The 26,422-nt window shown below is 48.4% G+C and carries 21 protein-coding genes and 1 pseudogene; 4 read left to right on the plus strand and 18 right to left on the minus strand.

The features are described 5' to 3' along the window. Positions 1-60 precede the first annotated feature (60 nt). The 7 genes and pseudogenes from C1H71_RS19510 to C1H71_RS21695 form a co-directional block, all read right to left on the minus strand. Complete coding sequence (locus C1H71_RS19510; protein WP_130108056.1) at positions 61-2,328, minus strand: PAS domain-containing sensor histidine kinase; 2,268 nt, start codon at positions 2,326-2,328, stop codon at positions 61-63. 150 nt (positions 2,329-2,478) lie between these two features. Continuing rightward, complete coding sequence (locus C1H71_RS19515) at positions 2,479-3,159, minus strand: Bax inhibitor-1/YccA family protein (protein ID WP_130108057.1); 681 nt, start codon at positions 3,157-3,159, stop codon at positions 2,479-2,481. Positions 3,160-3,227: 68 nt separating this feature from the next. Next, positions 3,228-4,295, minus strand: a complete 1,068-nt coding sequence (locus C1H71_RS19520) for an enoyl-CoA hydratase/isomerase family protein (protein WP_130108058.1) — start codon at positions 4,293-4,295, stop codon at positions 3,228-3,230. Positions 4,296-4,348: 53 nt separating this feature from the next. After that, positions 4,349-5,787: pseudogene (tldD, locus tag C1H71_RS19525) on the minus strand (metalloprotease TldD). A 469-nt stretch (positions 5,788-6,256) separates the two neighbouring features. Continuing rightward, on the minus strand, positions 6,257-7,060 hold the full coding sequence (locus tag C1H71_RS19530; protein ID WP_130108059.1) for a carbon-nitrogen hydrolase family protein: 804 nt from the start codon (positions 7,058-7,060) through the stop codon (positions 6,257-6,259). A gap of 8 nt (positions 7,061-7,068) precedes the next feature. Beyond that, positions 7,069-10,635, minus strand: a complete 3,567-nt coding sequence (locus tag C1H71_RS19535; RefSeq protein ID WP_262488340.1) for a YhdP family protein — start codon at positions 10,633-10,635, stop codon at positions 7,069-7,071. After that, positions 10,536-10,919: a hypothetical protein gene (locus C1H71_RS21695; protein WP_262488341.1), complete on the minus strand. Its 384-nt coding sequence runs from the start codon at positions 10,917-10,919 to the stop codon at positions 10,536-10,538. The genes C1H71_RS19535 and C1H71_RS21695 overlap by 100 nt, the downstream gene beginning before the upstream one ends. 95 nt (positions 10,920-11,014) lie before the next feature. Between C1H71_RS21695 and glnE the strand changes: the two genes are divergently transcribed. Next, complete coding sequence (glnE, locus tag C1H71_RS19540) at positions 11,015-13,738, plus strand: bifunctional [glutamate--ammonia ligase]-adenylyl-L-tyrosine phosphorylase/[glutamate--ammonia-ligase] adenylyltransferase (RefSeq protein WP_262488342.1); 2,724 nt, start codon at positions 11,015-11,017, stop codon at positions 13,736-13,738. Between the two features lie 102 nt (positions 13,739-13,840). Here the strand turns inward: glnE and C1H71_RS19545 are convergent, their stop codons facing one another. The 10 genes from C1H71_RS19545 to C1H71_RS19580 all read right to left on the minus strand — a co-directional run bounded on the left by C1H71_RS19545 (position 13,841) and on the right by C1H71_RS19580 (position 19,867). Next, entirely contained in the window at positions 13,841-14,323 is a 483-nt protein-coding gene (locus tag C1H71_RS19545; protein WP_130108061.1) for a hypothetical protein, read from the minus strand. A 97-nt stretch (positions 14,324-14,420) separates the two neighbouring features. Then, positions 14,421-16,226 carry an aspartate--tRNA ligase gene (gene aspS, locus C1H71_RS19550; protein WP_130108062.1) on the minus strand — a complete coding sequence of 602 codons (1,806 nt, stop codon included), beginning with the start codon at positions 16,224-16,226 and terminating at the stop codon, positions 14,421-14,423. A gap of 24 nt (positions 16,227-16,250) precedes the next feature. Then, entirely contained in the window at positions 16,251-16,901 is a 651-nt protein-coding gene (locus tag C1H71_RS19555) for a DUF502 domain-containing protein (protein ID WP_130108309.1), read from the minus strand. A 13-nt stretch (positions 16,902-16,914) separates the two neighbouring features. Then, complete coding sequence (locus tag C1H71_RS19560) at positions 16,915-17,142, minus strand: FmdB family zinc ribbon protein (RefSeq protein ID WP_262488343.1); 228 nt, start codon at positions 17,140-17,142, stop codon at positions 16,915-16,917. Positions 17,143-17,237: 95 nt separating this feature from the next. Beyond that, positions 17,238-17,324, minus strand: coding sequence for a hypothetical protein (locus tag C1H71_RS22080; protein WP_374704465.1), 87 nt, complete (start codon positions 17,322-17,324; stop codon positions 17,238-17,240). Then, entirely contained in the window at positions 17,325-17,516 is a 192-nt protein-coding gene (locus C1H71_RS21705; protein WP_262488344.1) for a hypothetical protein, read from the minus strand. Beyond that, entirely contained in the window at positions 17,509-17,811 is a 303-nt protein-coding gene (locus C1H71_RS21710; RefSeq protein ID WP_262488345.1) for a hypothetical protein, read from the minus strand. Before C1H71_RS21710 ends, C1H71_RS21705 begins: the two co-directional genes overlap by 8 nt. Before the next feature lie 241 nt (positions 17,812-18,052). After that, entirely contained in the window at positions 18,053-18,469 is a 417-nt protein-coding gene (locus C1H71_RS19570; RefSeq protein WP_130108063.1) for an ExbD/TolR family protein, read from the minus strand. Position 18,470: 1 nt separating this feature from the next. After that, positions 18,471-19,148, minus strand: coding sequence for a MotA/TolQ/ExbB proton channel family protein (locus tag C1H71_RS19575; protein ID WP_130108064.1), 678 nt, complete (start codon positions 19,146-19,148; stop codon positions 18,471-18,473). Positions 19,149-19,177: 29 nt separating this feature from the next. After that, on the minus strand, positions 19,178-19,867 hold the full coding sequence (locus C1H71_RS19580) for an energy transducer TonB (protein WP_130108065.1): 690 nt from the start codon (positions 19,865-19,867) through the stop codon (positions 19,178-19,180). Between the two features lie 418 nt (positions 19,868-20,285). Here C1H71_RS19580 and C1H71_RS19585 point away from each other — a divergent pair, with 418 nt between their 5' ends. Beyond that, positions 20,286-20,909: a LysE/ArgO family amino acid transporter gene (locus C1H71_RS19585; RefSeq protein ID WP_130108066.1), complete on the plus strand. Its 624-nt coding sequence runs from the start codon at positions 20,286-20,288 to the stop codon at positions 20,907-20,909. A 141-nt stretch (positions 20,910-21,050) separates the two neighbouring features. Here the strand turns inward: C1H71_RS19585 and C1H71_RS19590 are convergent, their stop codons facing one another. Continuing rightward, complete coding sequence (locus C1H71_RS19590; RefSeq protein WP_130108067.1) at positions 21,051-23,792, minus strand: sensor domain-containing diguanylate cyclase; 2,742 nt, start codon at positions 23,790-23,792, stop codon at positions 21,051-21,053. Between the two features lie 587 nt (positions 23,793-24,379). Between C1H71_RS19590 and dapA the strand changes: the two genes are divergently transcribed. Further along, positions 24,380-25,258 (plus strand): 4-hydroxy-tetrahydrodipicolinate synthase, encoded by an 879-nt coding sequence (gene dapA / locus C1H71_RS19595; protein ID WP_130108068.1) that lies wholly within the window; start codon positions 24,380-24,382, stop codon positions 25,256-25,258. A gap of 10 nt (positions 25,259-25,268) precedes the next feature. Further along, positions 25,269-26,417 (plus strand): outer membrane protein assembly factor BamC, encoded by a 1,149-nt coding sequence (gene bamC, locus C1H71_RS19600; protein ID WP_130108069.1) that lies wholly within the window; start codon positions 25,269-25,271, stop codon positions 26,415-26,417. The last annotated feature ends 5 nt before the right edge of the window (positions 26,418-26,422 follow it).

The following is a 26,422-nucleotide window of genomic DNA, read 5'->3' on the forward strand; positions in this document are numbered from 1 at the left end:
AATAAGCGTAATCACTTCTCACATCATCATTCAATCTACATATAAAAATATAATCAGTGATTAAGACAAAACAATAGGGAGGCGAAAAATAAAACAACTGCCACCACCAGGATTAGCTTGAATCTTTAAATGCCCTTGATGCTGCTCAATGACCGAGCGGCAAATATTCAAACCAATCCCCATCCCCTCGGGTTTACTGGTGTAAAAAGATTGAAACAACTTAGTAGGATCTGAAATCCCTGAGCCACGATCCGCCACACAGACCTCTAACCAATCTTTACCGGTCGCAGTAGATACTCTGATCTCCCTTTGCTCTATCGGGGTATCAATCATCGCTTCCATACCATTCTTTAATAAATTAAACAGCACCTGCTCCAGCATCACCCCATCCCCCATCACTTTGGGCAAGTCGTCTTCTAAATCGATCAGAATACGACTATGGTATTTCCGTGCCATAGGCTCGAGTAGCTGCAATGGTATGGCTAATAGCTCGGTCAAATCGCACACCTCACTTTTTGAAGCACGCCGCGATGAGAAATTGCGAATCCCGCTGATAATTTGCCCTGCCCTACGTGCTTGCTCGCCCATTTTGACCAAGATATGCCGCACCGAGTTTTTCTCATCCCTTGATAATATTTCTTCGCCTGCTGCAGCATAACCCGCAATGGCGGCCAAAGGTTGATTCAACTCATGGGCAAGGCTAGAAGCAAGCTCCCCCATACTGACTAATCTTGCCGTATGTTGTAATTTTTCTTCACGGCTACGGCCCTCTTCTGCTGCTTGCCGTCTTTCAGTGATATCAGCCGCAATCTCTAGCCACACACCAAGGCCATCTACCCATTGAATACGGCGACGCTGAATTAAAAACCAACGGCCACTCACTGGGTCAAGCCGTTCTGCTTCTGACACCCCGTGTGGCAGCAGCGGACACATGCAGCAATCACCATCGGCAAACAGTGGGAATGTATCGCTATGATGGCGATTACGGTAGCGCACCACGCCGCTACTCACATCAAATACGGACACCGCAGCATCTAAGCCTTCCAGTACCGTCAGTAGCTGCTTGCGAGACTCCGCCAGCGCCTCACGCTCACGCTTGATGTCCGTTACATCGTATAAAGAAGCCATCCAACCACGATGCTCGCCCCGGCCATCTACCAAGCGTGATGAATACAACCGCACATCAAAGCGCTCGCCATCTCGGCGCATAAAGCGCAGCGCAAAACCATTACTTGGGCACTCTCCAGACATCAAAGATTGCCATGCATTGGCACAAACGCTGAGCTCTTCTGGAGCCCAATATGGCATAGGCGAGGCCTTGCCAAGTAATTCCACTTGGCTACGCCCCACCATGCTACAAAAAGCCAAATTGGCATAAATTAAATGCCCAGCCGGATTAATCGCTAATAAACCAGTCGTTAAAGAGTCTTCCATGGCTGCACGAAAGCGCATTTCATCACGCAGTGCATCTTCCGCTTGTTGACGTTGCTGCATGCGCTTTCTGAGTAAGCGCAGAGCCAAAATTAAGGCTACTAATAGAGCAAACACCACCCCTAGCAACCAAAGCTGGGTTATTGAGGTTTGTTCATGCCGCACACTGGCACGTAATTTAAGCCCATGCCCCAATGGTTCGAAACCAACTGAACGGCTAACACCTGCCATATTGAGACGAGCATCACGGGGAGCAAGCACAGCGCCATTACTATCGAGCAATGATAAATCGTAGCGCTGCACCATCCACCAAGGCACTCGCTGCTGCAAAATAGCCGGTAATGCATACGTGGCTAAAACTGAGCCTAAATAAACTGTGCCACGAAATGCAGGCACCACCAACACCATTTGAGCCACTTTGGGCTCGCCCACCATAATCACATTTGAATATAAAACATAGCCTAAAGTAGCCGCGCCATCGAGTACCTCAAGTAAAATAGGATCATTCAACGGCACTAAGTTTTGGGGGCGTGAACTATACGCAGGTAATCCCCAAACGCGATTACCTACTGAATTTACATAATCAACGGAAAGCATTTCTGGCGATGCGCGCAATAGGCTATCTGCCCTTGCCCGAAAATCTTCTTCATGCAAAGCACTAGCTGCAATGCCATAGGCAAGATTTTCGATCGCATTCTGATTGGTTTGCAAATGCAAACGCAGCCCTTGTTCTTGCCAAAGTAAATCCTGCGACAAGACGGTATCTTGGGCATTGCGCACTTGCCGGTAATCTAGCCAAACAAAACTAGCCAATGCCAACAAGACCAAAATGATGGCTATATATGCCAGCCACCAGAGCCAATGTTGGCCAATTCGGCGTATTAAGGAAGAAATCATGCGTGGAGGATAGGGTGCATTGTGCTTATTTCCCCATAGGGTAAAACCCTGAGCATAAAAGACCACTGATTTATAACAAAAAAAATGCCGAAGCAAAACTGCTCCGACATTTTTTAAAAATTAAATTTCAATAAAACCAGACCGTGCAAATTAATCGCGACTATTACCAGTAAAAGCCATAATTAAATGTAACAAGCTAGTAAATAGATTGTAGACATTCAGATAAAGGCTCAGCGTGGCGCTAACATAATTGGTTTCGCCACCATTTACAATGCGGCTCACGTCATACAAAATAAAGCCAGAGAAAATCATCACAGCTACTGCTGAAATAGTCAGCGACAGGGCAGGGATTTGGAAAAAGATATTAGCCAAAGCCGCCAAGATGATCACAACCACACCGATCATCAAAAATTTCCCCATAAAGGAAAAATCTTTCTTAGTAACGGTGGCAATCGTGGCCAAAGTAAAGAAGATTGCCCCTGTACCAATTGCCGCTAGGCCAATCATTTCTGCGCCATTGCTAAAGCGCAAAGCCATTTGCAACATTTGCGATAACCACAAGCCCATAAACCCAGTGTAGCCCAGCAGAATAAACACACCTGCTGCGCTTTCTTTAGTTTTTTCAATCGCATAAAACGAGCCAAAGCTTACTGCCATAAAGACAACAAAGCCTATCAGCGGGGACATGCGAAACTGCATGGCAACGCCTAAGTAAGCGCCAATAGCAGTTGGCACCATGGTCAGCGCCAGCATAAAATAAGTGTTACGTAATACGCGATTACGCTCCGTTGACAGCGCTGAGCTGCCATAAGCTAAGCTATTTAGTTCCATTCTCGTGTGTCTCCATTCTCACGGACTAGCCGCGTATGTCAGATAGATTGGTATGATTCAAAAAAGTTTCAAGCCGTTGCAAAGAAACTTTCGATCTCGGCCAATTTAACTTGGGATAATTTTTTAGGCGACCAATTGGGCTGATCATCTCTGTCGATCAGTTTAGCACGTACACCTTCATGAAAATCGCCGTGGCGCAAACAATTTCTTGCACCTAACCATTCCATTTCCACCACTTCATCGTAAGAAAGAGCCTGCGCTCGCAACGCCATTTCCCACGTCAGAAAAATAGAAGTAGGTGAGCCTGCCGCTTGCAGCTCAGCGGCCAAGCGTAAGGCAGGTGCATCGCCTTGATAAGACTGAATACGCTCACAAATCGTGAGTAAATCATCCCCCGCACAGATGCGCTCCACCTCATCGGCCAGTGGCAACCATACCGATGCTGGCAAAACACATGGCCACACGGCAGAAAGCGCCGATAAAGCACCACTGGCAAGCTCTGCGTCCTGCTTGCCTTGCCCGCTCCATGGTAGGTCTTGCAGCACCCCCATTAATGCAGCAAAAGTATCTGCAGGCAAGGCAAATTCCGCTGCACCAAAGGCCAGCGCATCGGTTGCATTTAAACGGCTGCCGGTTAGCGCAAGTAAGCGGCCGAGATTGCCTTCTAATTGCTGTAGCCAAAAGCTAGCACCCACATCAGGGAAAAGACCAATACTAATTTCTGGCATGGCCAAAACGCTAGATTCGGTCACGATACGATGACTGGCTGCCGCAAAAATACCCCAGCCCCCGCCCATCACAATGCCATTGCCCCAAGCCATAACCGGCTTAGGAAAGCGATGTAACTCACGGCAAAGATCGTACTCATGGCGGAAAAAATCATCCCCCTCGTGTAAAAAATCCGCGTCACTCATGGCATGGTAAAGCGCCCGAATATCCCCTCCTGCGCAAAAAGCCCGCTCGCCCTCACCCCGAACCAATAGCGCCACAATCTTTTCATCGTTTCGCCAGATTTCTAATTGCTCACGAATCTTTAACACCATGGCAAGGCTTTGCGCATTCAACCTAGCCGATGCCAATAAAATTTGGCCTAAGAACAAACCATTGCTCAGCGCTATCTGCTGAAAATGAACCATCTTTTTTCCTTACAAGATAGAAGGGCACTGCATATCCGCCGCCCTATAAATGATTAGCCTCCTGTACCGCCTACGGTCAGCCCGCCATCAATGCGCAAGGTTGGCTGCCCCACGCCAACAGGCACGCTTTGGCCTTCTTTGCCGCAGGTGCCCACGCCTGGGTCTAGCGCCATATCGTTACCAATCATTGATACGCGGGTAAGTACATCGGGGCCATTGCCAATCAATGTTGCGCCTTTTACTGGGTACATCAGCTTGCCCTCTTCTACCCACCAAGCTTCAGCCGCAGAGAACACAAACTTTCCGCTGGTAATATCTACCTGCCCCCACCAAAGTTTACCGCATACAAGCCACGCTTGATCGAGGCGATGATTTCTTCGGGTGGCACGCTGCCGCCTTCCATTAGGGTATTGGTCATACGTGGCATAGGCAGGTGAGCAAAGCTTTCACGGCGGCCATTACCTGTTAGCGGCATATCCATCAGGCGGGCATTCAGGCTATCTTGCAAATAGCCTTTTAAGATACCGTCTTCAATCAATACAGTGCGCTGCGTTGGATTCCCTTCATCGTCAATATTGAGCGAGCCACGGCGATCGGCGATCGTGCCATCGTCAACCACGGTTACACCTTTAGCCGCAACTTGCTGACCCATCTTTCCACTAAAAGCCGATGAGCCCTTGCGGTTAAAGTCACCCTCTAAGCCATGGCCTATTGCTTCATGCAATAAAATGCCTGGCCAGCCAGACCCCAAGACCACGGTCATTTCACCCGCTGGTGCTGGACGAGCGTGTAAATTGAGCACCGCTTGATCTACTGCTTTTTTGGCGTAATCCAGCACGATGGCGTCATCAAAGTAGCCGTAAGCAAAACGGCCACCACCACCTGCACTCCCCTGCTCACGCAGGCCATTCTCTTCCACAATCACTTGAATAGAAAGACGGCACATCGGGCGCACATCGGCAGCACGATGCCCATCGTGGCGCGCCACATAAATCACTTCAAACTCAGAAGCTAGGCTTGCCATCACTTGAACTACGCGTTTATCTAAGCAGCGAGCGGTACGCTCAATTTTTTCTAGCAAAGCCACTTTAGCCAGCTCATCAAGGCTTGCCAGTGGGTCAACCGGCTGATACAGAGCATGCCCCACCACATCACGCGTCAGCGCCACAGTATTTTGCCCACCTTGGCGGCCAATCGCTCGTGTCGCCGTGGCAGCTTGGCTTAAGGCGGCCATGCTGATGTCGTCAGAATAGGCAAAGGCGGTTTTTTCACCCGAAACAGCGCGAATCCCCACCCCAGTATCAATATTAAAACTACCTGACTTCACAATGCCTTCATCTAAGCTCCATGCCTCGCTACGGCTATATTGGAAATACAGGTCAGCGTAATCAATATCGTGCGTTAGCATCTGCCCAAACACTTGATCGAGCTTGGCATCATCAAGGTTAAAAGGGGTTAGCAGCGTTTGGCGGGCCGTTTCTAAATGGGTCATGGGGTGTCATCGCAAAGGGTGAATCAGATTATTGAAAGGTATTACACACTATCTTCAAGAAGCAGGGAAGGCTAGAAATCCTTTTAAGGCGAAATGTCTATGGAAACGCCCACGGGACAGAGCAAACAAAACACGCGTGGGCATAAAAATTACCCACCCTAGCAGCCTGTCGGACTTAAGACTGATCTACTACGAAAAAGCCGGATTTGGCTATATTTCACGCATTTTCTCGTTGAATAGCCAGCTATTCGCCTCAAAAACCCACGAAATCTGTCTCAAACCGGTCTTTCCCTCGCTACGATCGCTTAGTCCGACAGGCTGCTAGTGTCTGTTGACGTTTCATTAACCATTGCGCTGAGCCGGAAAACGGCTAGGCACAAGGCATGTGACGAAGGCAATAACGGGTTATTATCGAGGAGCATCACGCAGTGAATGACCATTTTAAGTCTGGCTTTTGGCCAAATACAAGTTATAGCAAGCGGTGCGTCAAAGCTGGCAGGATGCGTCTTACTCTATCCATTTGGCTAGATTTTAATTCCGCCAGTACTACACCCTCTCCCTTCGATTGGCAGGCGAGTACTTTGCCCCATGGATCGATTAGCATGCTGTGGCCAAAGGTATGACGGCCGGTGATATGCTCTCCGCCCTGTCCTGAGGCAATCACATAACATTGATTTTCGATTGCACGGGCGCGCAGCAGTACTTCCCAATGCGCCTCGCCAGTAGTCTGGGTAAATGCAGCAGGCAGAACGATAAAATCGAGTGGCAACATAGCGCGGAAAAACTCAGGAAAGCGTAAGTCATAACAAACCGATAAACCCACGCGGCCAAACGGCGTATCAAAGGCCACTGGCCGATGGCCTGCGGCAATGGTATCGGCCTCACAGAAATGCTCCGCGCCATTATCAAAACCAAACAAATGCATCTTGTCGTAACGCGCCACGCACTCACCTACGGGCGAATACACTAGGCAGCTATTATTCACGCGAATTTCATCATCGCACGCCAATGGCACGGTACCCCCAACCAGCCAAACCCCATGTTCAACGGCGGTTTGGGCCAAAAAATATTGAATAGGCCCATCGCCAAACGGCTCTTTAATCGCCAGCTTATCGCGGTCTTGTTTGCCCATAATGGCAAAATACTCAGGGAGCACCACCAGCTGTGCCCCCGCCTGAGCTGCCTCGCCAATTAAACGTGCGGCAGTGGCTAAATTGGCTCCTACTTCAGGCCCAGAAACCATTTGAATCGCTGCGGCAATCAAGGTATTCATGTTGGCTCCTATTTATTTCTAGCAAAGGGCAGACGGCTGAGAGGGCTACTTACCCCTTTAATTTGTGGGTCTAACATACTGCCGGTAATGTCGTACTCGTAAGCCACCAACTGGCCGAGCGGGTCTTTAAATACTCTTTGCAGTAAAAACGTTGCCACCCCTATGACAGGATTAATAATCGTTGTTGCCACCGCTACACTGTCCCCAATCACCGGTACAATCCTCACACGTAAATTTTGTGTGGCGCCCATAAAGTTAGCATCGCCCCTGAATAGTACTTGTGCTGCGGGGCCTGCAATCACCAAATTATCGGTACGTGCTACGCCTCGATCGATCACGCTATCGCCCCTAATTGAATCAAACTCAAAGCCTTCAGAGAACACATCTCTAAAATCGAGCTGCACACGGCGCGCCAAGGATTGCAGGCTTAAGATGGACAACAAACGCCCTACACCTGGATCGATCTTTGCAAACTGACCAGCTTCTACATCTATCCTCAGCTTGCCTTGCAAGGTGGATAAATCTGGCGGGAACAGCTCCCCATCCCATGCCACATCGCCGCTTAATTTAGCAGGGGCACGGCGCATCGTATCCGGGACGCCTAGGCGGGTCAGTAATTTGCCAGCGTTTTCGCTTTCCATCGAAAAATGACCACTGGTGCGCCCAAGGTTTTTTGCCCAAACACCACTCATATTCAGCTTACCATCGGGGTTGCTGATATTTACCCCATTCAAACGCCAATTTTCCCCTTGCTGAACCGCACTCACATCCAGCTTACCCAAAGCATAATTTTTATATCTGAAATCATTCACGGCTAAATCAAGGGCTGGCAACTGCTGTAAAGGCGTAGCCAGCGGCACGGTACCATAAGCAGGGAAAGGCAGCCAAAGCTTGCTTAAATGGCTAGTTAACTTCCCCTTATCTTTTGCACTCCAGTCAAAAGCCCCCGCCAACTCTTTACTATCTAGCGAGCCTTTCCAGCTTGAATCGCTCTGCTCCTGCGCCTTAAGCTTAAATTCATTAAGCTGTCTTCCCCAGCCCATCAAACGATTAATACGTAAATCCAATTGCAAGGGTAAAGGCCGCGCGCCCGCAGACTCTGTTTTAAACTCATCCGCTAAATCGAGCCACGCTTGCGCATTCAGCTCTGGCAAGCTCCCTGACACACTGACGCCTGCCTTGGGCAGAGTGGGTAAAGCACCCGTCCCCAACACCAGTTGCCCTTTCAGCTTACTAATAGCCTCTGGTGGCTGGTTTGCTAGCGCAGCTTGTGCTGGCGGGTTACCCAGTAATAATTGCAATTGCACGCTTTTATCGTAAGCCCATTCAAGTTGAGTTGCCTCTTGCGTCCCCCCTTGGATACGCAAACGCATCGGTCGACTTTCCCCGCTCGTTTTTGCCATAGGCGCTGGCAAATCAATGACTAAGCCCTGCAATGGGGATTGCACACTTAGAGCATACTGCGACTGGCCAGCACTGAGGCTAGCCTGATAGGTGACTTTGCCGTGTAAGCGCTGCTTTAATGGCAGGCTATAGCGCTCTGCCACATCTTGAATCTCAGCTTGCCCATTCATATTCAACAGCAAATTACCTTGGGCGTTGCTTGCACCAGATAGTTTTAAAGGCCCGCCTAAAGCTTGCGCCTTTGCATCTTTAATCGTGAGCGTGTGCTCAGTAAAGGCAATCCGCCCTGCCGCTTTTTCCAACAGCGGCACAGCGCCTCCAAAATCGAGCTTATTATCTAAAAAGTGATATTCGCCAGAAATCTTGCTGGCATCGGTGTGCTCCAATGGGATGGATAGCTCCAAAGCCAGCTCGCCATTGCCGCCGGCTTTTAAATCATCGGTAAAGCCTGAGGTACTTTCCTTAACTGGGCTTTTGTGCACAAACTGTAAGAACTCGCTCGTTGCGCCCTGCGCCCTGCCTTTCACCTTTAAAATGGGTGAATCACTGTCCATTTCTGCAATCGATACTGCAACATTACGCAGCTCTGCGCCAAAAATCTTGCCCGATTTAGCGCGAAGATCCATCGCTGCCCCATGAAAATCTAGCGCAGCATCAATATGATCAATACTTGGCCAGTCATCCGCATAAGAAAGCCCTACATTCTTGGCGTCGGCAGTAATTTTAAACACGCCATCTTTAGGGTCATGAAAAGGAAATTGCTGCAAATTACCGCGTAATTGGGCTCGGCCGTTGACGGCCTTGCCACTCAATAACGATGTTTTTAGCCAATCCAAGGTGTCATCCCCTACCGCTCTGGGCAAATAGAGATAGGCGCGTTTGGCTTGCAACTCAAGAATCTCACCTTTTAAATCTAAGTAGCCTAAACCTGAGCCTGGCCATTGGTATTGAGCACTAACGCGGATATCTGTGTCGTCATTGCTTAGCATAGCCTTAGCCACATCCAGCTTCCAGCCCTTACCCGCACGCTGCCAAGTCGCGGCAAAGCCCGCCTTATCAAAGTGCAAAGGCTCAAGAAATTGAGCTGGAATCGTTAGCGATAAATCATCACTTACAATGCTGCCCTTACCGCCCGCCTGATCAAACTTTGCATTTACATCAAGGCGGCCCAGTTGAGGCAAGCCAAGTTGCGGTAATGCAAGCTCTAAAGATTTAGCATCGATGTCTGCACTAAACAGCTTGGCACTCTGCCATGGGCCTTGCCAGCGGACGCTAAACTGATCCACTTCTCCCTTCAAACTAGCGTCTTGAAACTCTGCAGGCAGCCATGCCGATAGTGCTGCCAAACCATTTAGGCTGATGGCTTGGCCATCTAAAAGCTGCACGCCGGCCTTATCGCGCCGATAATTCACGCTACAATCTTGGCAAAGATCACCGCTTACAGTTGTGATATGTGCAGCTTTTAAACGTAATGACTGCTCGCGCTGATCATCCTGCCAAATAAAGCCGCCCTCAAACATCGGCAAATACAAAGCCTGTGGTGCTTCAGGCCAAGCCACAGCTAAATGATTCAGTTTTAACTGGGTGTCGATTTTTTCAATACGCGCTTGCGCAAAATGCAGCGTGGCTCGTACGCCCCCCACTCCGCTCAAACGGCTAAGCGACGGCGCGGGCCATTGCTCAAAGAGTTGTTTTAAATCCACACGTGGGAAATCTAGCTTGATTTTCCCCGACCAATTTCGCCATTCGCCCACGTCATTGCCACGCCAATTACCCGACAAAACCAAAGTATCTGCAAGAGCTGAAGGAGGCTTAACGGAAACCTCAAACCGGTGCCGGCCAAATCTCTGTTTGATATCTAAATCTAAAGCGGCAAACACTTGCTCGCTAGCGCTGGTTTGCTCATCCAGCCAACTCAGCTGGCCACCGGTTATAGTTAACTCGCCCTGCGCCAGCAACCAATTAATAAAGCGATTGTCATCCTTAGCGGCCCCCGTCTGCACTTGAAAACCCGCCACAAACCACGTCCCTGTTTGATCTCGGCGCAAAGTGAGCTGCGGCGCAACGGTGGCTAAGCGGCTAAATAGCAACTCTCCACGCAGCAAGGACCACCAAGATAAATCCGCATCGACTGAGGTGAGCTGTAAACCAGGTAGCGTGCCCTTATGCACTTTAAAATCATCAATCCGTACAAAAGGATGAATGCCACGCCAGCCCCCGACAATCGCCCCATGCTAATTTGGCTAGCCGTCGCGGTTTCCAGCTTTTGCACCAGCCAAGGCCGATACTCATCAAGACGAGGCAAAACATAAAACTGCCAAGCAAAAACAGTAGCGAGCAGCAGCAAAGCCACAGCCGCAAGCAAGCGCAGCAACAAGCGGTAATGCCAGTGCATAAAAGAGATAAAGCGTTGCAAATAAGGAGAGAAAACAGGCATTTCGAGCGGCTCGGACATGCCAAAAGATGGCAGTGCTATGTTAGGCTTAGTCAGGCTTTGTTAAGATTTAAGCAGTAAGCCAAGAGTCAACAGAGCCCGTCAGTTAGGGAATTATGATTTTAACCGTTTTTGAGCCACTACCGATGAATGATCTCACGCAAAATGCGAATTCCTTACTTGCCCCAGCCTTGGCCCATAGTCGATATCTGCAACAACTCTTCCTAAGGCATCCAAATTTAGCCGAGGCTACGCTGGCAAACATTGCCCAGCCCTTCACAAGGCAAGCGATGGAACAAGCGTTGAGCAACTTGCAAGGCTTGGACGACCACGCACTTAAACAGCATTTACGCCGCTTACGGCAAGCCGTAATGGCAAAACTCATCAGCCGTGAGCTAGCAGGGCTAGCCACACTACAAGAAGTCATGCACACCATCAGTGATTTAGCAGAAATCAGCCTTAGCTCTGCCCTCGCCTGGGTATCGCAGCCGGATGCACGCTATGGTCAACCGATCGGTGAAGAATCGGGCCAAGTTCAAGAATTGATTATTGTTGGTATGGGTAAGCTGGGCGGGCGTGAGCTGAATGTATCCTCCGATATTGATCTGATTTTTATTTTTCCCGAAGACGGTCAAACCACCGGCCCGCGCAAAATTAGCAATTCAGAATACTTTGCCCTGATTAGTAAACGCCTCATCAGCCTGATCGGCGATATCAGCGATGATGGTTTTGTATTTAGAGTGGATATGCGACTGCGCCCCTTTGGTAGTGTTGGCCCACTGGCCTGTAGCTTTGACTCGCTGGAAGGCTACCTGCTCACCCAAGGCCGTGAGTGGGAGCGTTATGCGTGGATTAAAGCGCGCGCTTTGTCGGGAGATGAAGCAGGCTTGATGCAACTGGTCACACCCTTTATCTATCGCAAATACCTAGATTACGGTGCTTACCATTCGATGCGTGAGCTGCACAGCCAAATCCGCCGCGAAGTAGCCCGCAAAGATAAGATCGACAATATCAAACTGGGGCCGGGTGGCATTCGTGAAATCGAATTTATCGGTCAAGTTTTTCAGCTGATCCGTGGTGGGCGCAATAAAAACCTACAGCTACGCCCCACGCAAGCAATTTTGGAAGAACTTGCCCAGCAAGGAACGCTTAGCCATGCGGCCGTGGCCGAGCTACAAGAAGCTTATTGTTTCTTACGCAATTTAGAACACCGCTTAATGTATCTGGACGATGCTCAAACGCAGATGCTGCCCCTAAATACAGAAGACCAAGCACGTATCGCGCACAGTATGCAGTTTGCTGATTGGGCACAATTTTGTGAGCAGCTCGCGCTATATCGGCACCGCGTGTCTCAGCATTTTGAGCAGGTATTTGTGCTACCGCCTGACGAGGGAGATGCCCACCCACAGGCCGCCATTTGGCAATCCGCCCAAGACGGCGATAGCAGCGATTTAGCGGCGCTAGGCTTTGAAAACCCCGCTGAAATCAACCGCCGTTTGGCCTCTTTGCAAAGCAGTAACCGCTATTTGCAAATGCCAGATCGTTGCCGTAAACGCGTTGATAGCATTTTACCCCCCTTAATTAAAGTATCCGCAGGCTTTCATAACCCAGATGCCACCTTCACCCGTATTTTAGATTTGCTCGAAGCCATCAGCCGCCGCGAGTCCTATTTGGCGTTATTGGCCGAGCACCCACAAACCCTAAAACGCTTGGCCAGCCTTTATAGTGCCAGCCCTTGGGTATCCCAATATTTAACGCGCCATCCTATTTTGCTCGATGAGCTACTTGATTTCCGCCTACTAGAAGAGCTGCCCGATTGGCCTAAGCTTGGCAAAATACTGCGGCAAGAGCTTAACGATTTAGGCGATGACACCGAAGCCAAAATGGATTGCTTACGCCATTTTCAGCACGCTCAAATATTTAGATTAGTAAATCAAGATTTAGGCGGCTTACTGGTTTTGGAAACCGTATCGGACCATTTATCCGACTTGGCTGATTTAATGTTGACCGTTACTTTAGAGCAAGTTTGGCAAGAGTTGAGCATAAAACACCAACCTAAGCCCCAATTCGCCGTCATTGGTTATGGCAAGTTAGGCGGTAAAGAGCTGGGCTTTGCTTCGGATTTAGATATCGTTTATCTCTATGAGGACGATCATCCTAATGCCACCGAAATCTATGCAAAGTACGCCAAACGGGTAGTCAACTGGCTCACCGCACTCACCCCTGCAGGCCATCTTTATGATATCGATCTACGGCTGCGCCCCAATGGCGCTTCAGGGCTTTTGGTTTCTAGCATCGGCGCATTCTCACAATATCAAAGAGAATCGGCATGGGTTTGGGAACACCAAGCCCTCACCCGCGCCCGTTACTGCGCGGGTGATAAAGTGGTAGGCAATGCTTTTGAAGTGATTAGAGAGGATATTTTATGCGCACCGCGTGATCTAGAAAAACTGCGCTTTGATGTGCGCACCATGCGTGATCGCATGCTAGAAACCCACCCCGCCCACCCTGAAGATGTGAAACACGTGCGTGGCGGTATTGTGGATATCGAATTTATCATGCAATACCTGATCCTTGCCCATGCCAAAGAGCATAAGGAATTTTGCCTAAACACCGGCAATATCGCGCTATTAGCCACCGCAGCACAGCAAGGGCTGATTCCCTTAAACGCGGCGCATTTAGCAGCCGATGGCTACCGCGAATTACGTCGTCTGCAACACAGCAGCCGGCTAAATGGCACAGAGCTTACGCCAAAAATGCTGCTACCCATCCAGCCACAATTGGCGGCGGTAAGGCTACTCTGGCAAACACTATTCGGGGAGCATATAGAGCAGAGCTAATACTGTTTTAAAGCGGGGGCTTGAAGCTGGCATTTGCAAAAAAAATGGCGTCTTGCTCCCACCCTAAAAAAGATGAGATCCATATAAACGATTAAACCCGCTTTAAACGTCTACATAGGCGGCTGGAAAATCTAAAAAGTGCACGGCGGCTGTGCCATTGGGTAGGTAATCAGCCAGCAAATAGGCTTCTTCTTTAATACGAGCCATCAGTGCAATCACATAATGGGCTTGGAGGTTCACTTCAAACCAAAACTCTTTGCGCCAAACGGGCTGCAAACCGACCTCTCCGCTAGGCTCCAACTCGTTTATTGAAGCTTGGCGAAACTCAAAACCTAAGGCGGCCAAAAACTCCGCAAATTCAGGCCCACTATGCGTCACCTCTAAAACAAAAGCGGCCATTCTCGGCGCAATTTGCTGCATATTCACATAAATATGGGTGTCAAATGCAGTTTGCGCGGCTTGCATACAACGGCTGCAAAAAAAACCAGAGCGCGGCGCGTATTCACTCTCATCCCCAGCAACATCAGCCAAAGGTAAGATTGGATGCCCACAACTATGAAACGAATCAGCCCCAAATCTTTCCATTTTGCACCGAATGTGAAAGCAAAGATTAATATATTATAGTTGAATCCAAAAAAAAGCACCCACTGAATGTGGATGCTTTTCTTACAAAATCAAACACTTAGCTCGCAGCAACTTCTGCTTTTTGGCGTAAGCGAATATGCAACTCACGCAATTGTTTTTCATCCACACTATTTGGCGCATCGGTCAACAAGCACTGAGCACGTTGTGTTTTAGGGAAGGCGATCACATCACGGATCGATTCTGCACCCACCATTAAAGTCACCAAACGATCCAGACCAAACGCTAAACCACCGTGTGGAGGCGCGCCAAACTGCAGGTTTTCTAGCAAGAAACCAAACTTGTTTTGTGCTTCTTCCGCATCAATTTTCAGCGCGCGGAATACTTTTGACTGCATTTCTTCGCGGTAAATACGGATCGAGCCGCCACCGATTTCAGAGCCGTTCAACACCATATCGTAAGCTTTAGCAATACATGCGCCAGGATTGGTATCGAGCATATCTTCGTGGCCGTCTTGCGGAGCCGTAAACGGATGATGACATGCAGTCCAGCGATCGGCTTCTTCGTCGTGCTCGAACATTGGGAAGTCGATCACCCACATTGGCTTCCAGCCTTGGGCAAAGTAACCGCCCGCCTCGCCCTTTTCGTGGCCAACCTTGATACGCAGTGCGCCGATGGCTTCGTTCACGATCTTGACTTTGTCCGCACCAAAGAAAATCAAATCACCATCAGTTGCGCCAGTGCGAGCGATAATTTCTTTTAGCGCCGCTTCGGACAAGTTTTTAACGATTGGGGACTGCAGACCAGAATGCTCGTCATTAGTCAGCTTAGTGACATCGTTTACTTTGATGTAAGCCAAGCCCTTAGCACCGTAAATAGCGACAAACTTGGTGTATTCGTCGATTTCCTTACGGCTAAGCGCAGCACCACCCGGTACGCGCAACCCCACCACGCGGCCGTTTTCCATTTCTGCTGCAGAACGGAATACTTTGAATTCTTCCGTTTTCATCAAGTCAGTCAGCTCAACGAACTGCAGAGTCACCCGCAAATCAGGCTTGTCTGAACCGTATAAACGCATGGCATCGGCGTAAGTCATACGTGGGAAATCTGTTAGCTCAACGCCAATCCCTTCTTTAAACACATGCTTGGCCATCGATTCGGTGATGTCCATGATTTCGTGTTCATTCAGGAACGATGTTTCGATATCGATCTGGGTGAATTCTGGCTGACGATCTGCACGCAAATCTTCATCGCGGAAACACTTAACAATTTGGTAGTAGCGATCAAAACCCGCCACCATTAGCAATTGTTTAAACAGCTGTGGAGATTGTGGCAGGGCAAAGAATTGACCATCGTGCACACGGCTTGGCACCAGGTAATCACGTGCGCCTTCCGGTGTAGAACGCGTCAACATCGGTGTTTCGATATCAATAAAGCCACGGCTGTCTAGGTAGTTACGGATCAGCATGGCGATGCGATAGCGCAGACGCAGGTTTTTTTGCATTACTGGGCGGCGCAAATCGATCACACGGTTTTGCAAACGCACGTTTTCAGAGAGATTTTCATCGTCGATCTGAAAAGGTGGGGTAACAGCCGTATTTAGGATTTTGATGTCCGTGGCAACAATTTCAATTTCGCCAGAGATCAGGTTTTTATTCGCGGCACCATCAGGGCGAGTGCGAACCAGACCTGTGATTTCCAAAACGTATTCATTACGTGAGGAATCAGCCGTAGCAAATGCTTCAGCGGTGTCTGGATTAATAACAACTTGCACCAAGCCTTCACGATCACGTAAATCGATAAAGATTACGCCACCGTGGTCGCGGCGACGATGCGCCCAACCTTTGATAGTGACGGTTTGCCCAAGGTAACGGGTGTCAATAAGACCACAGTAATCAGTACGCATTTAGTTTTCTCGTTTTCTGTTAATTTAATTAGTGCTTTTCATACTAGGCGTGACCACACCCATAGAAATAACATACTTTAAAGCGGCATCAACGCTCATATCCAGCTCAATCACGTCGCTTTTTTTAACCATTATAAAATAGCCCGAGGTTGGATTGGGCGTAGTAGGCACGTAGACACTCACGTATTCGCCATCCAATACGGCAGCCACTTCACCACCTGGCACTCCAGTCATAAACGCAATAGTCCATGCATCTGCATGCGGAAAACGCACTAACAACGCTTGACGAAAGGCTTGACCAGAATCAGAAAACAACGTGTCTGATACCTGCTTCACGCTGCTATAAATGGATCTAACAATCGGGATACGGTTTAGTAGCTTTTCACCCACCAGTAATAAACGCAAACCCAAGACATTGGTCGCAAAAACACCAGTTAACAACAGTACCAATACCGTCAAAACAACGCCAAAGCCAGGAATATGGTGCGAGCCCTTTAAAAACGGCAACGACCCCTGTAAAGCATGTAATAGCCATGAATCAGGCCGCATCGAAGCAGGCAGCAAAGCGCTGATCTGATCCATTGTGCCAATAATCAGCTGCAAAACCCAAAGCGTAATGGCCAACGGCACCCACACTAGTAATCCTGTCAGCAGGTATTTTTTAAAATGCGTCATTAGCATGGATTTATCAGCCATCAGAAGGCGATTTAGCGGGTGATCCGCCTTTAAAGTCTGTCACATACCAGCCATTGCCTTTTAATTGAAAACCGGCAGCCGTTAGCTGTTTTTCATAAGAAGGCGCATGGCAAGTCGGGCATACGATCAGCGCATCATCCGACATCTTCTGAATATGCTCGTCAGAATGACCGCAAGCTGCACAGCGATAAGCATAAATAGGCATTACGTGTAAGCTCACACAAAAACGCCGATTATACCGCGTCTGGCTACGCTGGTCGAAGCACCTTAGACAATAGATTTAAAATTTAACATGGCGGGGCTATTGTAATTGACTTAGAGTTCAGCCCAGCGCCTTAATAAATTGTGATAAGTACCCGTCAACTGCGTAGCAATATCGTGCGATCCACCCTGCTGGCGCAGCTACCTGATCGACGTATCCAAATCAAACAAAACCACACGTTTCCCCACATCGCGCACCATGCTTTGTATCCAAAAGAAAGACGCTAAACGTGCACCACGCGCAACCGGCTCGACCCGATGTAAGCTGGGATATAAAATCATATCGCCAGCGGCCAACTTCACTTCATGCACGCCGTAAGTGTCTTCAATCATCAGCTCGCCCCTCTGGCTCAGCAAAAAACACCGTGGCCGATAAATCAGCACGAATACGCTCTTGCGTGCCAAAAATACCCTGCACCGCGTTATCGATATGGTTGCCCAAATCCATACTGTTTTCGTAGCGATTAAATTGCAGCGGCATAACAAAGCTAGGCAGCGCGGCTGAGAAAAACATTTCATTGGCATTCAAGGCTTGCAAAACAATCGCCCCCAGCTCCTTCGCAACGACGCTGTCTTTAGCCAACTGCTGATTGCGCTTGATCAACACCGATAAAGTACCCGAAGTCATCCTGCCGTCTTCCCTCTCGGCCCCCTGAAGGCGCTGACGACAGAAAGCAACGGTTTAGCCATCAGCAGCTTGGTAATACTGGTGGTGGATTGTGGAATATCACGCGCCGCCGTGGCGTGCGGCCTACGCGGGTCACAGGCGCGTTATACTCTCTCATGGGTATTCTTCTGTTTTTTTAGGTCAAAAAAAACGAAGGTCATATGACCTCCGTCTGGTAAAAACGGTGAGTGTGTAGGTCTTATCAGCCGCCATTGCCATCGGTAAGCAAACCAATTTTCGTTAAGCCTGCTTGCCTAGCGGCCGACATGGTTTGTGCAATCAGCTCGTAGCGCACACTTTTATCGGCCAACAAATGTAATTCTGTCTGAGCATCTTTGGCCATCGCTGTGGCAAAGCGAATCGGCAACTCATCCGCTCTAATCGGCGTTTTTTCCCATTCAATTTGCCCCTCTGCCGTCAGCGTAACGCGCAGCACAGCAGGGGGTACTTGCGTCACTTCGGCTTTAGCCTTGGGCAAATCCACGCGGATCGAATGCGTCATCACCGGCGCAGTCACAATAAATACCACCAGCAGCACCAACATCACATCCACTAAAGGTGTGGTATTGATTTCTGACATCGGGGCTTGATCGTTTTGATCGAAGCTGCCAAAAGCCATGTTATTTTCCTTCTGTTTCAATAGCAGCAGCGCTTAGCAGTTGGGCATGTAAATCATGCGCAAAACCATCTAAGCCCTGCGCAATCACACGGTTAGCGCGCACGAAAGCGTTGTAAGCCACCACAGCAGGGATCGCTACAGCCAAACCCGCTGCAGTGGCAACCAGCGCCTCACCAATTGGGCCAGCCACGGTTGCAAGTGACGCATCGCCTTTCGTTGCAATAGCCACCAGCGCGTGATAAATACCCCAAACCGTACCAAACAAGCCTACAAAAGGAGAAATAGACCCCACCGTTGCCAGCCACGACAAACCCAATTCAAGACGTGCGTTTTCTTGGCTTAAACGGGTGCGTAGGGTACGTACCAAAAAATCATCTAAAGACACCGCCAACCCAAGGCCTTTGCCTGCGTTGCTACGATAATGGCTTAAGCCATCCCACCCCGCACGCGCCAACTGAGCTTCAGGCGCAATTGCATGAGCAGCAAGGCCAGTGGCCTCGCTCCAGTCAGAAGCTTTCCAAAACGCCGCCAAAAACAGTTTTTGCCCGCGCTTAATGCGAATCAACAAGCTACTGCGCAATAAAATCAAGCACCAGCTCACCACCGACATCAGCAACAACAAGCCAAACACTGAAACCAACACCGGATCGCCAGACTGCCAAATTAAAGCCAAATTCATTGCCATTCTCTTTATAAAAATACAAATTATTAAATAACAAAATCAACAGGCACCATAGCGCTCATCACAATGGCGGTATCACCACGGCGCCCTGGCACAAATTTCCAGCGTTCAACCGCTTTTTTTGCAGCGTCATCCAAGCGGCGATAGCCACTGCTATGCGCCAGCTCAATTTCTAAAGGCAGGCCCGACTCACTCACTTTTACCCGTAGCATCACCCGCCCCTTTTCCCCTAAGGCCATAGATTGCGACGGATAGGCTGGGCGTGGGTTAGCTAAATAGGCCGTGTTAAATAAGGGTGGGGTAACAGGAACATCATCTGCAACTTGTTTGCCGAGCTTACTGCCCGCAGCAGCGGCGGCACTTTCAGCGGGAGCGGGAGCGGGAGCGGGAGGTACTGGCGCTGCGGCATCTACTGCTGCATCCATTTTTCCTGTTGCTTGCTGAACGGGGGCTTCGCTAGGACTTATTTTTTTTGCCACGGCTGGTGTAGTAGGCCGAACCGGTGTGGGTTTAGATGGCGGCGTAAGTGCGCGAGGCTTAGCAAGCGGAGGGGGTGATACTTCCTCTCCCATCGGCATAGGTGCGGGCGCGAGCAACATCACCACCTGCTCTGGCTTTTTTGGGCTATCTGACATTGTTGTCAGGCCATAAAGCAGAGCAGCGTGACCAAATAGCGCCACCGCAATAGTAAGTGATTTATTGATAATCATTCTCATACTTTAATCGAGAACAATTCTTCTTACAAGAATTACTTGTATAGGATCGCTAAAATTAAGCCGCCAACCCCCACGTTAAAACAGAGCAAAACACGGCAAAATATGGCTACAAAAACCCCGCAACTAAACAAATCCCTAGCAGCCTGTCGGACTTAAGCGATCGTAGCGAGGGAAAGACCGGTTTGAGACAGATTTCGCGGGTTTTTGAGGCGAATAGCTGGCTATTCAACGAGAAAATGCGTGGAATATGGCCAAATCCGGCTTTTCCGTAGTAGATCAGTCTTAAGTCCGACAGGCTGCTAGCCCCACAAAAAAACCCCTCGCATTGACTACCGCGCAAGATTTTAAGTAAACTCGTAAGCTAAGCAGTGCGCCACGCCCCTCAGAGCACCCACCCCTCATTTTTACAGATTCCGCCATGACACTTGCCACAACCCTAAACGGTGCAGCTCTTTCCGCTAGCTTGATAATGGCTATCGGCGCTCAAAACACTTTTGTGCTACGCCAAGGCCTTACTCGCCAGCATGTTTTCTTAACCGCACTAATGTGCACGCTTTGCGACTTACTTTTAATGTCGCTCGGCGTTGCAGGAATGGGGCGATTATTAGCCGCCATGCCCGATTTACAACGATGGATGGCTGTTTTTGGCACAGCTTTTGTGCTTTGGTATGGCTTTAATGCTTTTAAAAATGCACTGCACCCCAGCACGCTGAATGACGATCACCGCGAGCGCGCTTTTGGTACGCCAAGCAAAGTCATTTTGGCAGGGCTGGCCTTTTCGTTTCTTAATCCTCACTCTCTACTCGACACCGTGGTGCTCGTTGGCTCAATTGGAGCTCAACAAGCCGCCAGTGAACGACCATTTTTTGTCATAGGTGCTGTCGGTTTTTCTGCGATATGGTTTTTCTCTTTAGCCTACGGCTCTAGCAAGCTGAGCCATTTATTTAGCAGCCCTAAAGCTTGGCGTATTCTTGATATCGCCATTGGCTTTATGATGCTAGCAATCGCCTATTCACTGATAAAAATGACGGGTTTTTTCTAAAAATAGCAATAAAAAAACGGGGCTGACTAAAAATTAATCAGCCCAGTCTAGCCTTGCAAAATCAATAACTTATACGACTTACCCACAACTCACACACCGGACTATCCCCTCATCTTGTGAGGGATTCATCCAGAACAGCACTCAAACTTTACTCCCAGCCACAAAATAGCGATTACGCCCCAAATGCTTGGCTTGATAAAGCGCCTGATCGGCCGCCTCCACAAGACAATAAGAATCAACACCCAGCAATGGCAACATCACTGCAATACCCGCACTCATCGTGACCACTTTTGCGGCATCCGAGGACTCATGTATAATTTTTAAATTACGAATTTGGTTTAGCACCACTTCAACCACCTGAATGGCACCGTCTTGATCAGTATTTGGCAGCACCAGTACAAACTCCTCACCCCCATAACGCGCAACAAAATCACCAGGGCGATGCAATGCAGAGGCTAAAGCCGCGCTCACTTGTTTTAAGCATTCATCGCCAGCCTGATGACCAAAATGATCGTTATATCGCTTAAAGTAATCCACATCGAGCATCACTAAAGCAAGGTATGCGCCACTTCTTGCTGACCTTGCCCATTCTTGTGCCAATGTTTGATCAAACAAGCGCCGATTGGCCAACCCCGTTAAACCATCCATATGCGCCAATCTGGATAGCTCAGAATTTGCGCATGACAGCTGCTCATGACTGGCACTTAAACTCGCCTGCAAAGACTCTAGCTCTTCAATAGTATCTTGCATTTTCTTCTCATCCAGCTTGTGCTGGGTAAGATCATGCAAGGTGGCGATATAAACCCTCTCCCCTTCCACCTCTACCACAGCCAGAGCCATATCCATCACCATTTCATCGCCATATTTATTCACCGCAACCACTTCACTTACTCGCCGTGTATCTACACCTAAACGTACAAACAACTCTTTGGCCACACCACGCTTACTATTGATTTCACCCAAGCGAGGAAACAAAGCACTTAAAGAACGCCCCTTAAGCTGATCAAAAGCAAACAACCTTAGCGCAGCAGGATTGGCATCCCTAATAACGCCATCAAAACCCATCATCAAGACACTATCATGCAGGCTACCTAAAATAGCGGAGGTGCGTGATTCGCTTTGCTGCAACTTGATTTCCGCCAGCTTTCTAATGCTAATATCATTGGCAATTCCCATATAGCCAGTGATTTCTCCGCGCAGATCACGGACCACATTCATGGTTAGCTCAACAGGAAAACTATGTCCATCGCGATGCTGGTAAATCCAATCTCTTTGTATATATCGCTTTGCTTGCTGAGCAAATGCATCAAAATATGCATTGGGCTCCTCCCCTATTTCCCTACAGAAATCAGCAAGTAGATCTGCCACCGCAGCCGATTGGTGAAAAAGCGCTGGCTTTTCTTTAGCAATTAATTCATCAGCTTGATAACCCAGCATATTTTCGGCTGCTCGGTTAAATAAACGAATGGTGTTATTCAGGTCCGTCACAATAATGGCAGACCCAGCCGAATCTAAAATTGCTTTTTGCAAATCGCTATACGCGGCAATCGCCAAATCTGATTTTTTTCGCTGGCTTACATCCGTAATGGTAAAGACCACACCATTTGAAACTGCAACAATTTGATAATTAAACCACGATCCATAAAAAAATGGATTAAGGCTAAACTCCTCACTCATTATCGTTTTTTTATTTAAAAAAACATCACAAAACATGGGATATAAGTGGGAGGAATTAATTCTATTTAATGCATCCATTAACAATAAACCTGATGCATTTTGTTTTTTTATATCAAAATAATCGAACCCCTTTGGATTAACATCGATAATTTGAAAATTTTTTACATTCCAACTTTCGTCTTTGATTACTTCTAAAACATAAATCGCACTTAAACTAGATTGAGTCGCCGCTTTAAATAACTCTTCACTTCGCAGCAGAGCTAATTTAGTTTTAGAGGCGAGAGTAACGTCATGCAAAACACTAACGGCCCCGATCTGATCGCCTGCGTCATTAAAATGTGGATTAAAAGACATATCAAACACAGCTAAAGCCGCACGTTTTCCTTGCGAATCACTCACCTCAGAAAATGATTCACCATATAACTCACTTTGCGCTGAAAAAGATTCTCCCTGCAACGCCCGGCCCCAAAAAGTAATTAAATTAGATCGATCATCTGGGGAGTTAAACTCACACAATAAAAAACAATCATTTATTTCAAGTACAATACCATATAAAGAAAAAAACAATTTAGCGTATGCTTGATTGAAAAATGAAAAATTAAATTGCAAATCCAAAACAGCAATCGGATCTTTTGAACTATTAAAGATACTTTCTAGATCTGCCCTTTTTTGCTTTTGCTCGCACAGCAAAGCCGCTGCCTCGCTCAACGGCTGTTTAAAAGCCGAAAAATCAAATAAAATCACCTGATATGCCACGTTCGAAAATCCCGTTACAACCTGCATCAGGCATGAAACCCAGCAAATATGGCCACTAAGATCTTGTATACGAAACTCAATCGTGCAAGAAAAGCCTTGCTGCAAATTAATTTGCGCGGCCAGCACGCTAGCTTGATCTTCTGGGTGGATGGCTGCTAACCAACCATCCCCTAGCACATCCTCTTGAGGGAGAGACGCTAAAATACAAAAATGTGAATTGGTATAACAGCAGTTTGCTTTTTGATCCAGTAGCAATACAGCCAAGGCTAGCGAATCATAAGCCGTCGTTGGGTACATGGGGTGCGTCGGCCAACGCAGCACCAAATACATCGCAACAAATAAACCATACACAGACCAAGAGTGAATATGCAGGGCAAAGAGCAGCAATAGAGCACACACGCCCAATGCATCTCGCCAGCCTAAATATCGCCAAGGTTTATTGACCCTCACCACAATACCGCCCTGTTACACAAAGCCTTAGCTCTGTTGACGTTTGATTCGCAGCCGCGCTAAGCAACTTGATAATTAAGCGTATAGCGACTTTAAAGCCTGCCTCTTAGCTGCAGCTTAGGGCCGATTGCGCAAAGTGAATTTATCAACATTAGATTACACACAGCCCAGCGATAAATCCATGCATCAACCACCCCTAGCACCCCATCAGGTTACGCATCAGCCAACCAACCCAGTCCAACAGACCCTAGTGTCAGTATAGATAAATATATTTAAAGCGCTTCCGTTCACTTTTTCGCATTTTTTTAAAGAAAACGCGTAAGACATCATTCAATATTTGCTTAAAAATGAAGAAAAATACCGAGGAATCATGGCAATTTTTATGAAAAATATCGAACCCAACCTTATCAGAGATAAATCCAAGTTTCTGCTAAGCCTTGGATTTTATAGGGGGGAAGGCAAAAACAAACACTAAGTTCCCACAAAGGATACATAAATCCTACAGAAAGCCTTCACCGACAGGTTTCCTGCAGCTTCCTCGTTACGTTAGAATAGACCTTTGTTTTAATTGACTGGATTACAGGCTCATGTTGACAGGTAGTCTGGTGGCGATTGTCACCCCCATGTTCGAGGATGGAAGCCTCGATTTCGCGAGTCTTAGAAAACTCGTCGACTGGCATATCGAGCAAGGTACCGACGGCATTGTTGCCGTAGGGACTACGGGAGAATCGCCAACGGTTGATGTAGACGAGCATATTGAAATTGTACGCGTTGTGGTTGAGCAAGCTGCTGGTCGCGTTCCTGTTATTGCTGGTACGGGTGCAAACTCGACCCGCGAAGCGATTAACCTATCGCTACGCGCCAAGGCAGCGGGTGCAAATTATGGCCTATCGGTTGTGCCTTATTACAATCGCCCAACTCAAGAAGGGATGTTCCAGCACTTTAAAGCGATCACTGAAGCCAGTGAGCTACCTACCATTCTATATAACGTACCAGGACGTACCGTTGCCGATTTATCCAACGATACCGCGCTTCGTTTAGCCCAACTGCCCTTTGTAGTTGGGATTAAAGATGCCACAGGCAATTTAGAGCGCGCTGCAGATTTAGTAAAACGCGCCCCAGCAGACTTTGCGCTCTACACGGGTGACGATGCCTCCGCGATGGCGTTTATGCTAATAGGTGGGCATGGCGTAATTACTGTTACAGGCAATATCGCGCCAAAACAAATGCATTTGCTCTGCAAAAAAGCCATTGAAGGCGATGCAGCAGGCGCACGTGCGCTCAATGATCCACTGCAAGATTTGCACAAGCACTTATTCATTGAAGCCAACCCTATTCCAGTGAAATGGGCGGTAGAGCAAATGGGATTAATCCAAGCTGGTATTCGCTTGCCTCTCACCCCTCTTTCACACAGTGCGCAAACCTTGGTATCTGATGCCATGGCCACCGCCGGACTAACCCACTAATAAGAAGCCAATGATGCATCAATTAAAAACATCCTCACGTCTTATTGGATTAGGCCTGTGCATTGCTTTGGCAGGCTGCAGCTCAGATCAACTGATGCTGCAAAAGAAAGTGGATTACCGCAGTGGCAGTGACAATATTGGTAAGAACACGCTTGAGCTTCCGCCAGAGCTCACCACACCAGCGAGCAATAGTCACTTTAATGTGCAGGCAAATACGGTCTTAGGCAGCACCACTCCCGCACCGAGCGCTACCACAGCAACGCCAGCGACCATACTCGGGGATAGCAGCCGTGCCAAGATTGTGCAGGCTGGCAACCAACGCTGGTTAGTTGTAAAAGGTGACCCAGAAAAATTATGGCCAGAAATCCACGAGTTTTGGCTAGATAACGGCTTTTTGCTGTCTTTAGATAACCCCGCAATTGGGATTATGGAAACAGATTGGCTAGAAAACCGTGCCAAACTGCCTAAAGACTTAGTGACCCGTATGCTGTCTAAAATATCAGACCGCATTCTGTCTACTGGTGAACTAGACCGCTATCGCACCCGCGTAGAGCGTGGCAGCGAGCCTGGCACCACCGAGATTTACATCTCGCATCGCGGCATGATTGAGGTTTATAGCAAAGATGGTAGCAGCGACGCCAAGATCACAAAAAATAGTGATGACGTTAAAACCATCTGGACCCCAAGAAAACCTGAACCAGAAATGGAAGTTGAGATGCTTTCCTTACTGCTGCAACGCTTTGGCCTAGACCAAGCCACAGCGCAAGCCGTGGTTGCAAAGCCTTACCAAGCGCCTGCCAGTGCTAGCTTAATCGACAATGGCAAGGCACTGTCCATCGCCGACAACTTTGATCGTGCTTGGCGTCGTGTTGGCTTGGCACTAGATCGCTCTGGCTATGTAGTCTATGACCGTGATCGCAGCAAAGGCGTTTACATGATTCGCCGTGCGGATGCGGATATCGGTGGCGAAGACAATAGCAGCATCTTTAGCAAGCTGGCTTTCTGGAAAAAAGACGCCGCGCCAGAGCAAAAACAAGCGCATGAGTATGAAGTACACCTCACCGAAGGCCTAAATCAGACCAAGTTGACCGTGACTTCAAAAATCAAGGGCGACGACAATAGCAAGATCATTTCTGCACTGCTCAGCGAGTTAAAATAAGCGCC

This window comes from Iodobacter fluviatilis (genome assembly GCF_004194535.1).
Taxonomy (GTDB): Bacteria; Pseudomonadota; Gammaproteobacteria; order Burkholderiales; family Chitinibacteraceae; genus Iodobacter; species Iodobacter fluviatilis_A.

What these genes read in the sequence shown, in the direction of transcription:
- C1H71_RS19510 (WP_130108056.1), bottom strand. Translation starts at nt 2,328, where the DNA reads ATGATTTCTTCCTTAATACGCCGAATTGGCCAACATTGGCTCTGGTGG.
- C1H71_RS19515 (WP_130108057.1), bottom strand. Translation starts at nt 3,159, where the DNA reads ATGGAACTAAATAGCTTAGCTTATGGCAGCTCAGCGCTGTCAACGGAG.
- C1H71_RS19520 (WP_130108058.1), bottom strand. Translation starts at nt 4,295, where the DNA reads ATGGTTCATTTTCAGCAGATAGCGCTGAGCAATGGTTTGTTCTTAGGC.
- C1H71_RS19530 (WP_130108059.1), bottom strand. Translation starts at nt 7,060, where the DNA reads ATGAATACCTTGATTGCCGCAGCGATTCAAATGGTTTCTGGGCCTGAA.
- C1H71_RS21695 (WP_262488341.1), bottom strand. Translation starts at nt 10,919, where the DNA reads ATGTCCGAGCCGCTCGAAATGCCTGTTTTCTCTCCTTATTTGCAACGC.
- glnE (WP_262488342.1), top strand. Translation starts at nt 11,015, where the DNA reads ATGATTTTAACCGTTTTTGAGCCACTACCGATGAATGATCTCACGCAA.
- C1H71_RS19545 (WP_130108061.1), bottom strand. Translation starts at nt 14,323, where the DNA reads ATGGAAAGATTTGGGGCTGATTCGTTTCATAGTTGTGGGCATCCAATC.
- aspS (WP_130108062.1), bottom strand. Translation starts at nt 16,226, where the DNA reads ATGCGTACTGATTACTGTGGTCTTATTGACACCCGTTACCTTGGGCAA.
- C1H71_RS19555 (WP_130108309.1), bottom strand. Translation starts at nt 16,901, where the DNA reads ATGACGCATTTTAAAAAATACCTGCTGACAGGATTACTAGTGTGGGTG.
- C1H71_RS21705 (WP_262488344.1), bottom strand. Translation starts at nt 17,516, where the DNA reads ATGATTGAAGACACTTACGGCGTGCATGAAGTGAAGTTGGCCGCTGGC.
- C1H71_RS21710 (WP_262488345.1), bottom strand. Translation starts at nt 17,811, where the DNA reads ATGACTTCGGGTACTTTATCGGTGTTGATCAAGCGCAATCAGCAGTTG.
- C1H71_RS19570 (WP_130108063.1), bottom strand. Translation starts at nt 18,469, where the DNA reads ATGGCTTTTGGCAGCTTCGATCAAAACGATCAAGCCCCGATGTCAGAA.
- C1H71_RS19575 (WP_130108064.1), bottom strand. Translation starts at nt 19,148, where the DNA reads ATGAATTTGGCTTTAATTTGGCAGTCTGGCGATCCGGTGTTGGTTTCA.
- C1H71_RS19580 (WP_130108065.1), bottom strand. Translation starts at nt 19,867, where the DNA reads ATGAGAATGATTATCAATAAATCACTTACTATTGCGGTGGCGCTATTT.
- C1H71_RS19585 (WP_130108066.1), top strand. Translation starts at nt 20,286, where the DNA reads ATGACACTTGCCACAACCCTAAACGGTGCAGCTCTTTCCGCTAGCTTG.
- dapA (WP_130108068.1), top strand. Translation starts at nt 24,380, where the DNA reads ATGTTGACAGGTAGTCTGGTGGCGATTGTCACCCCCATGTTCGAGGAT.
- bamC (WP_130108069.1), top strand. Translation starts at nt 25,269, where the DNA reads ATGATGCATCAATTAAAAACATCCTCACGTCTTATTGGATTAGGCCTG.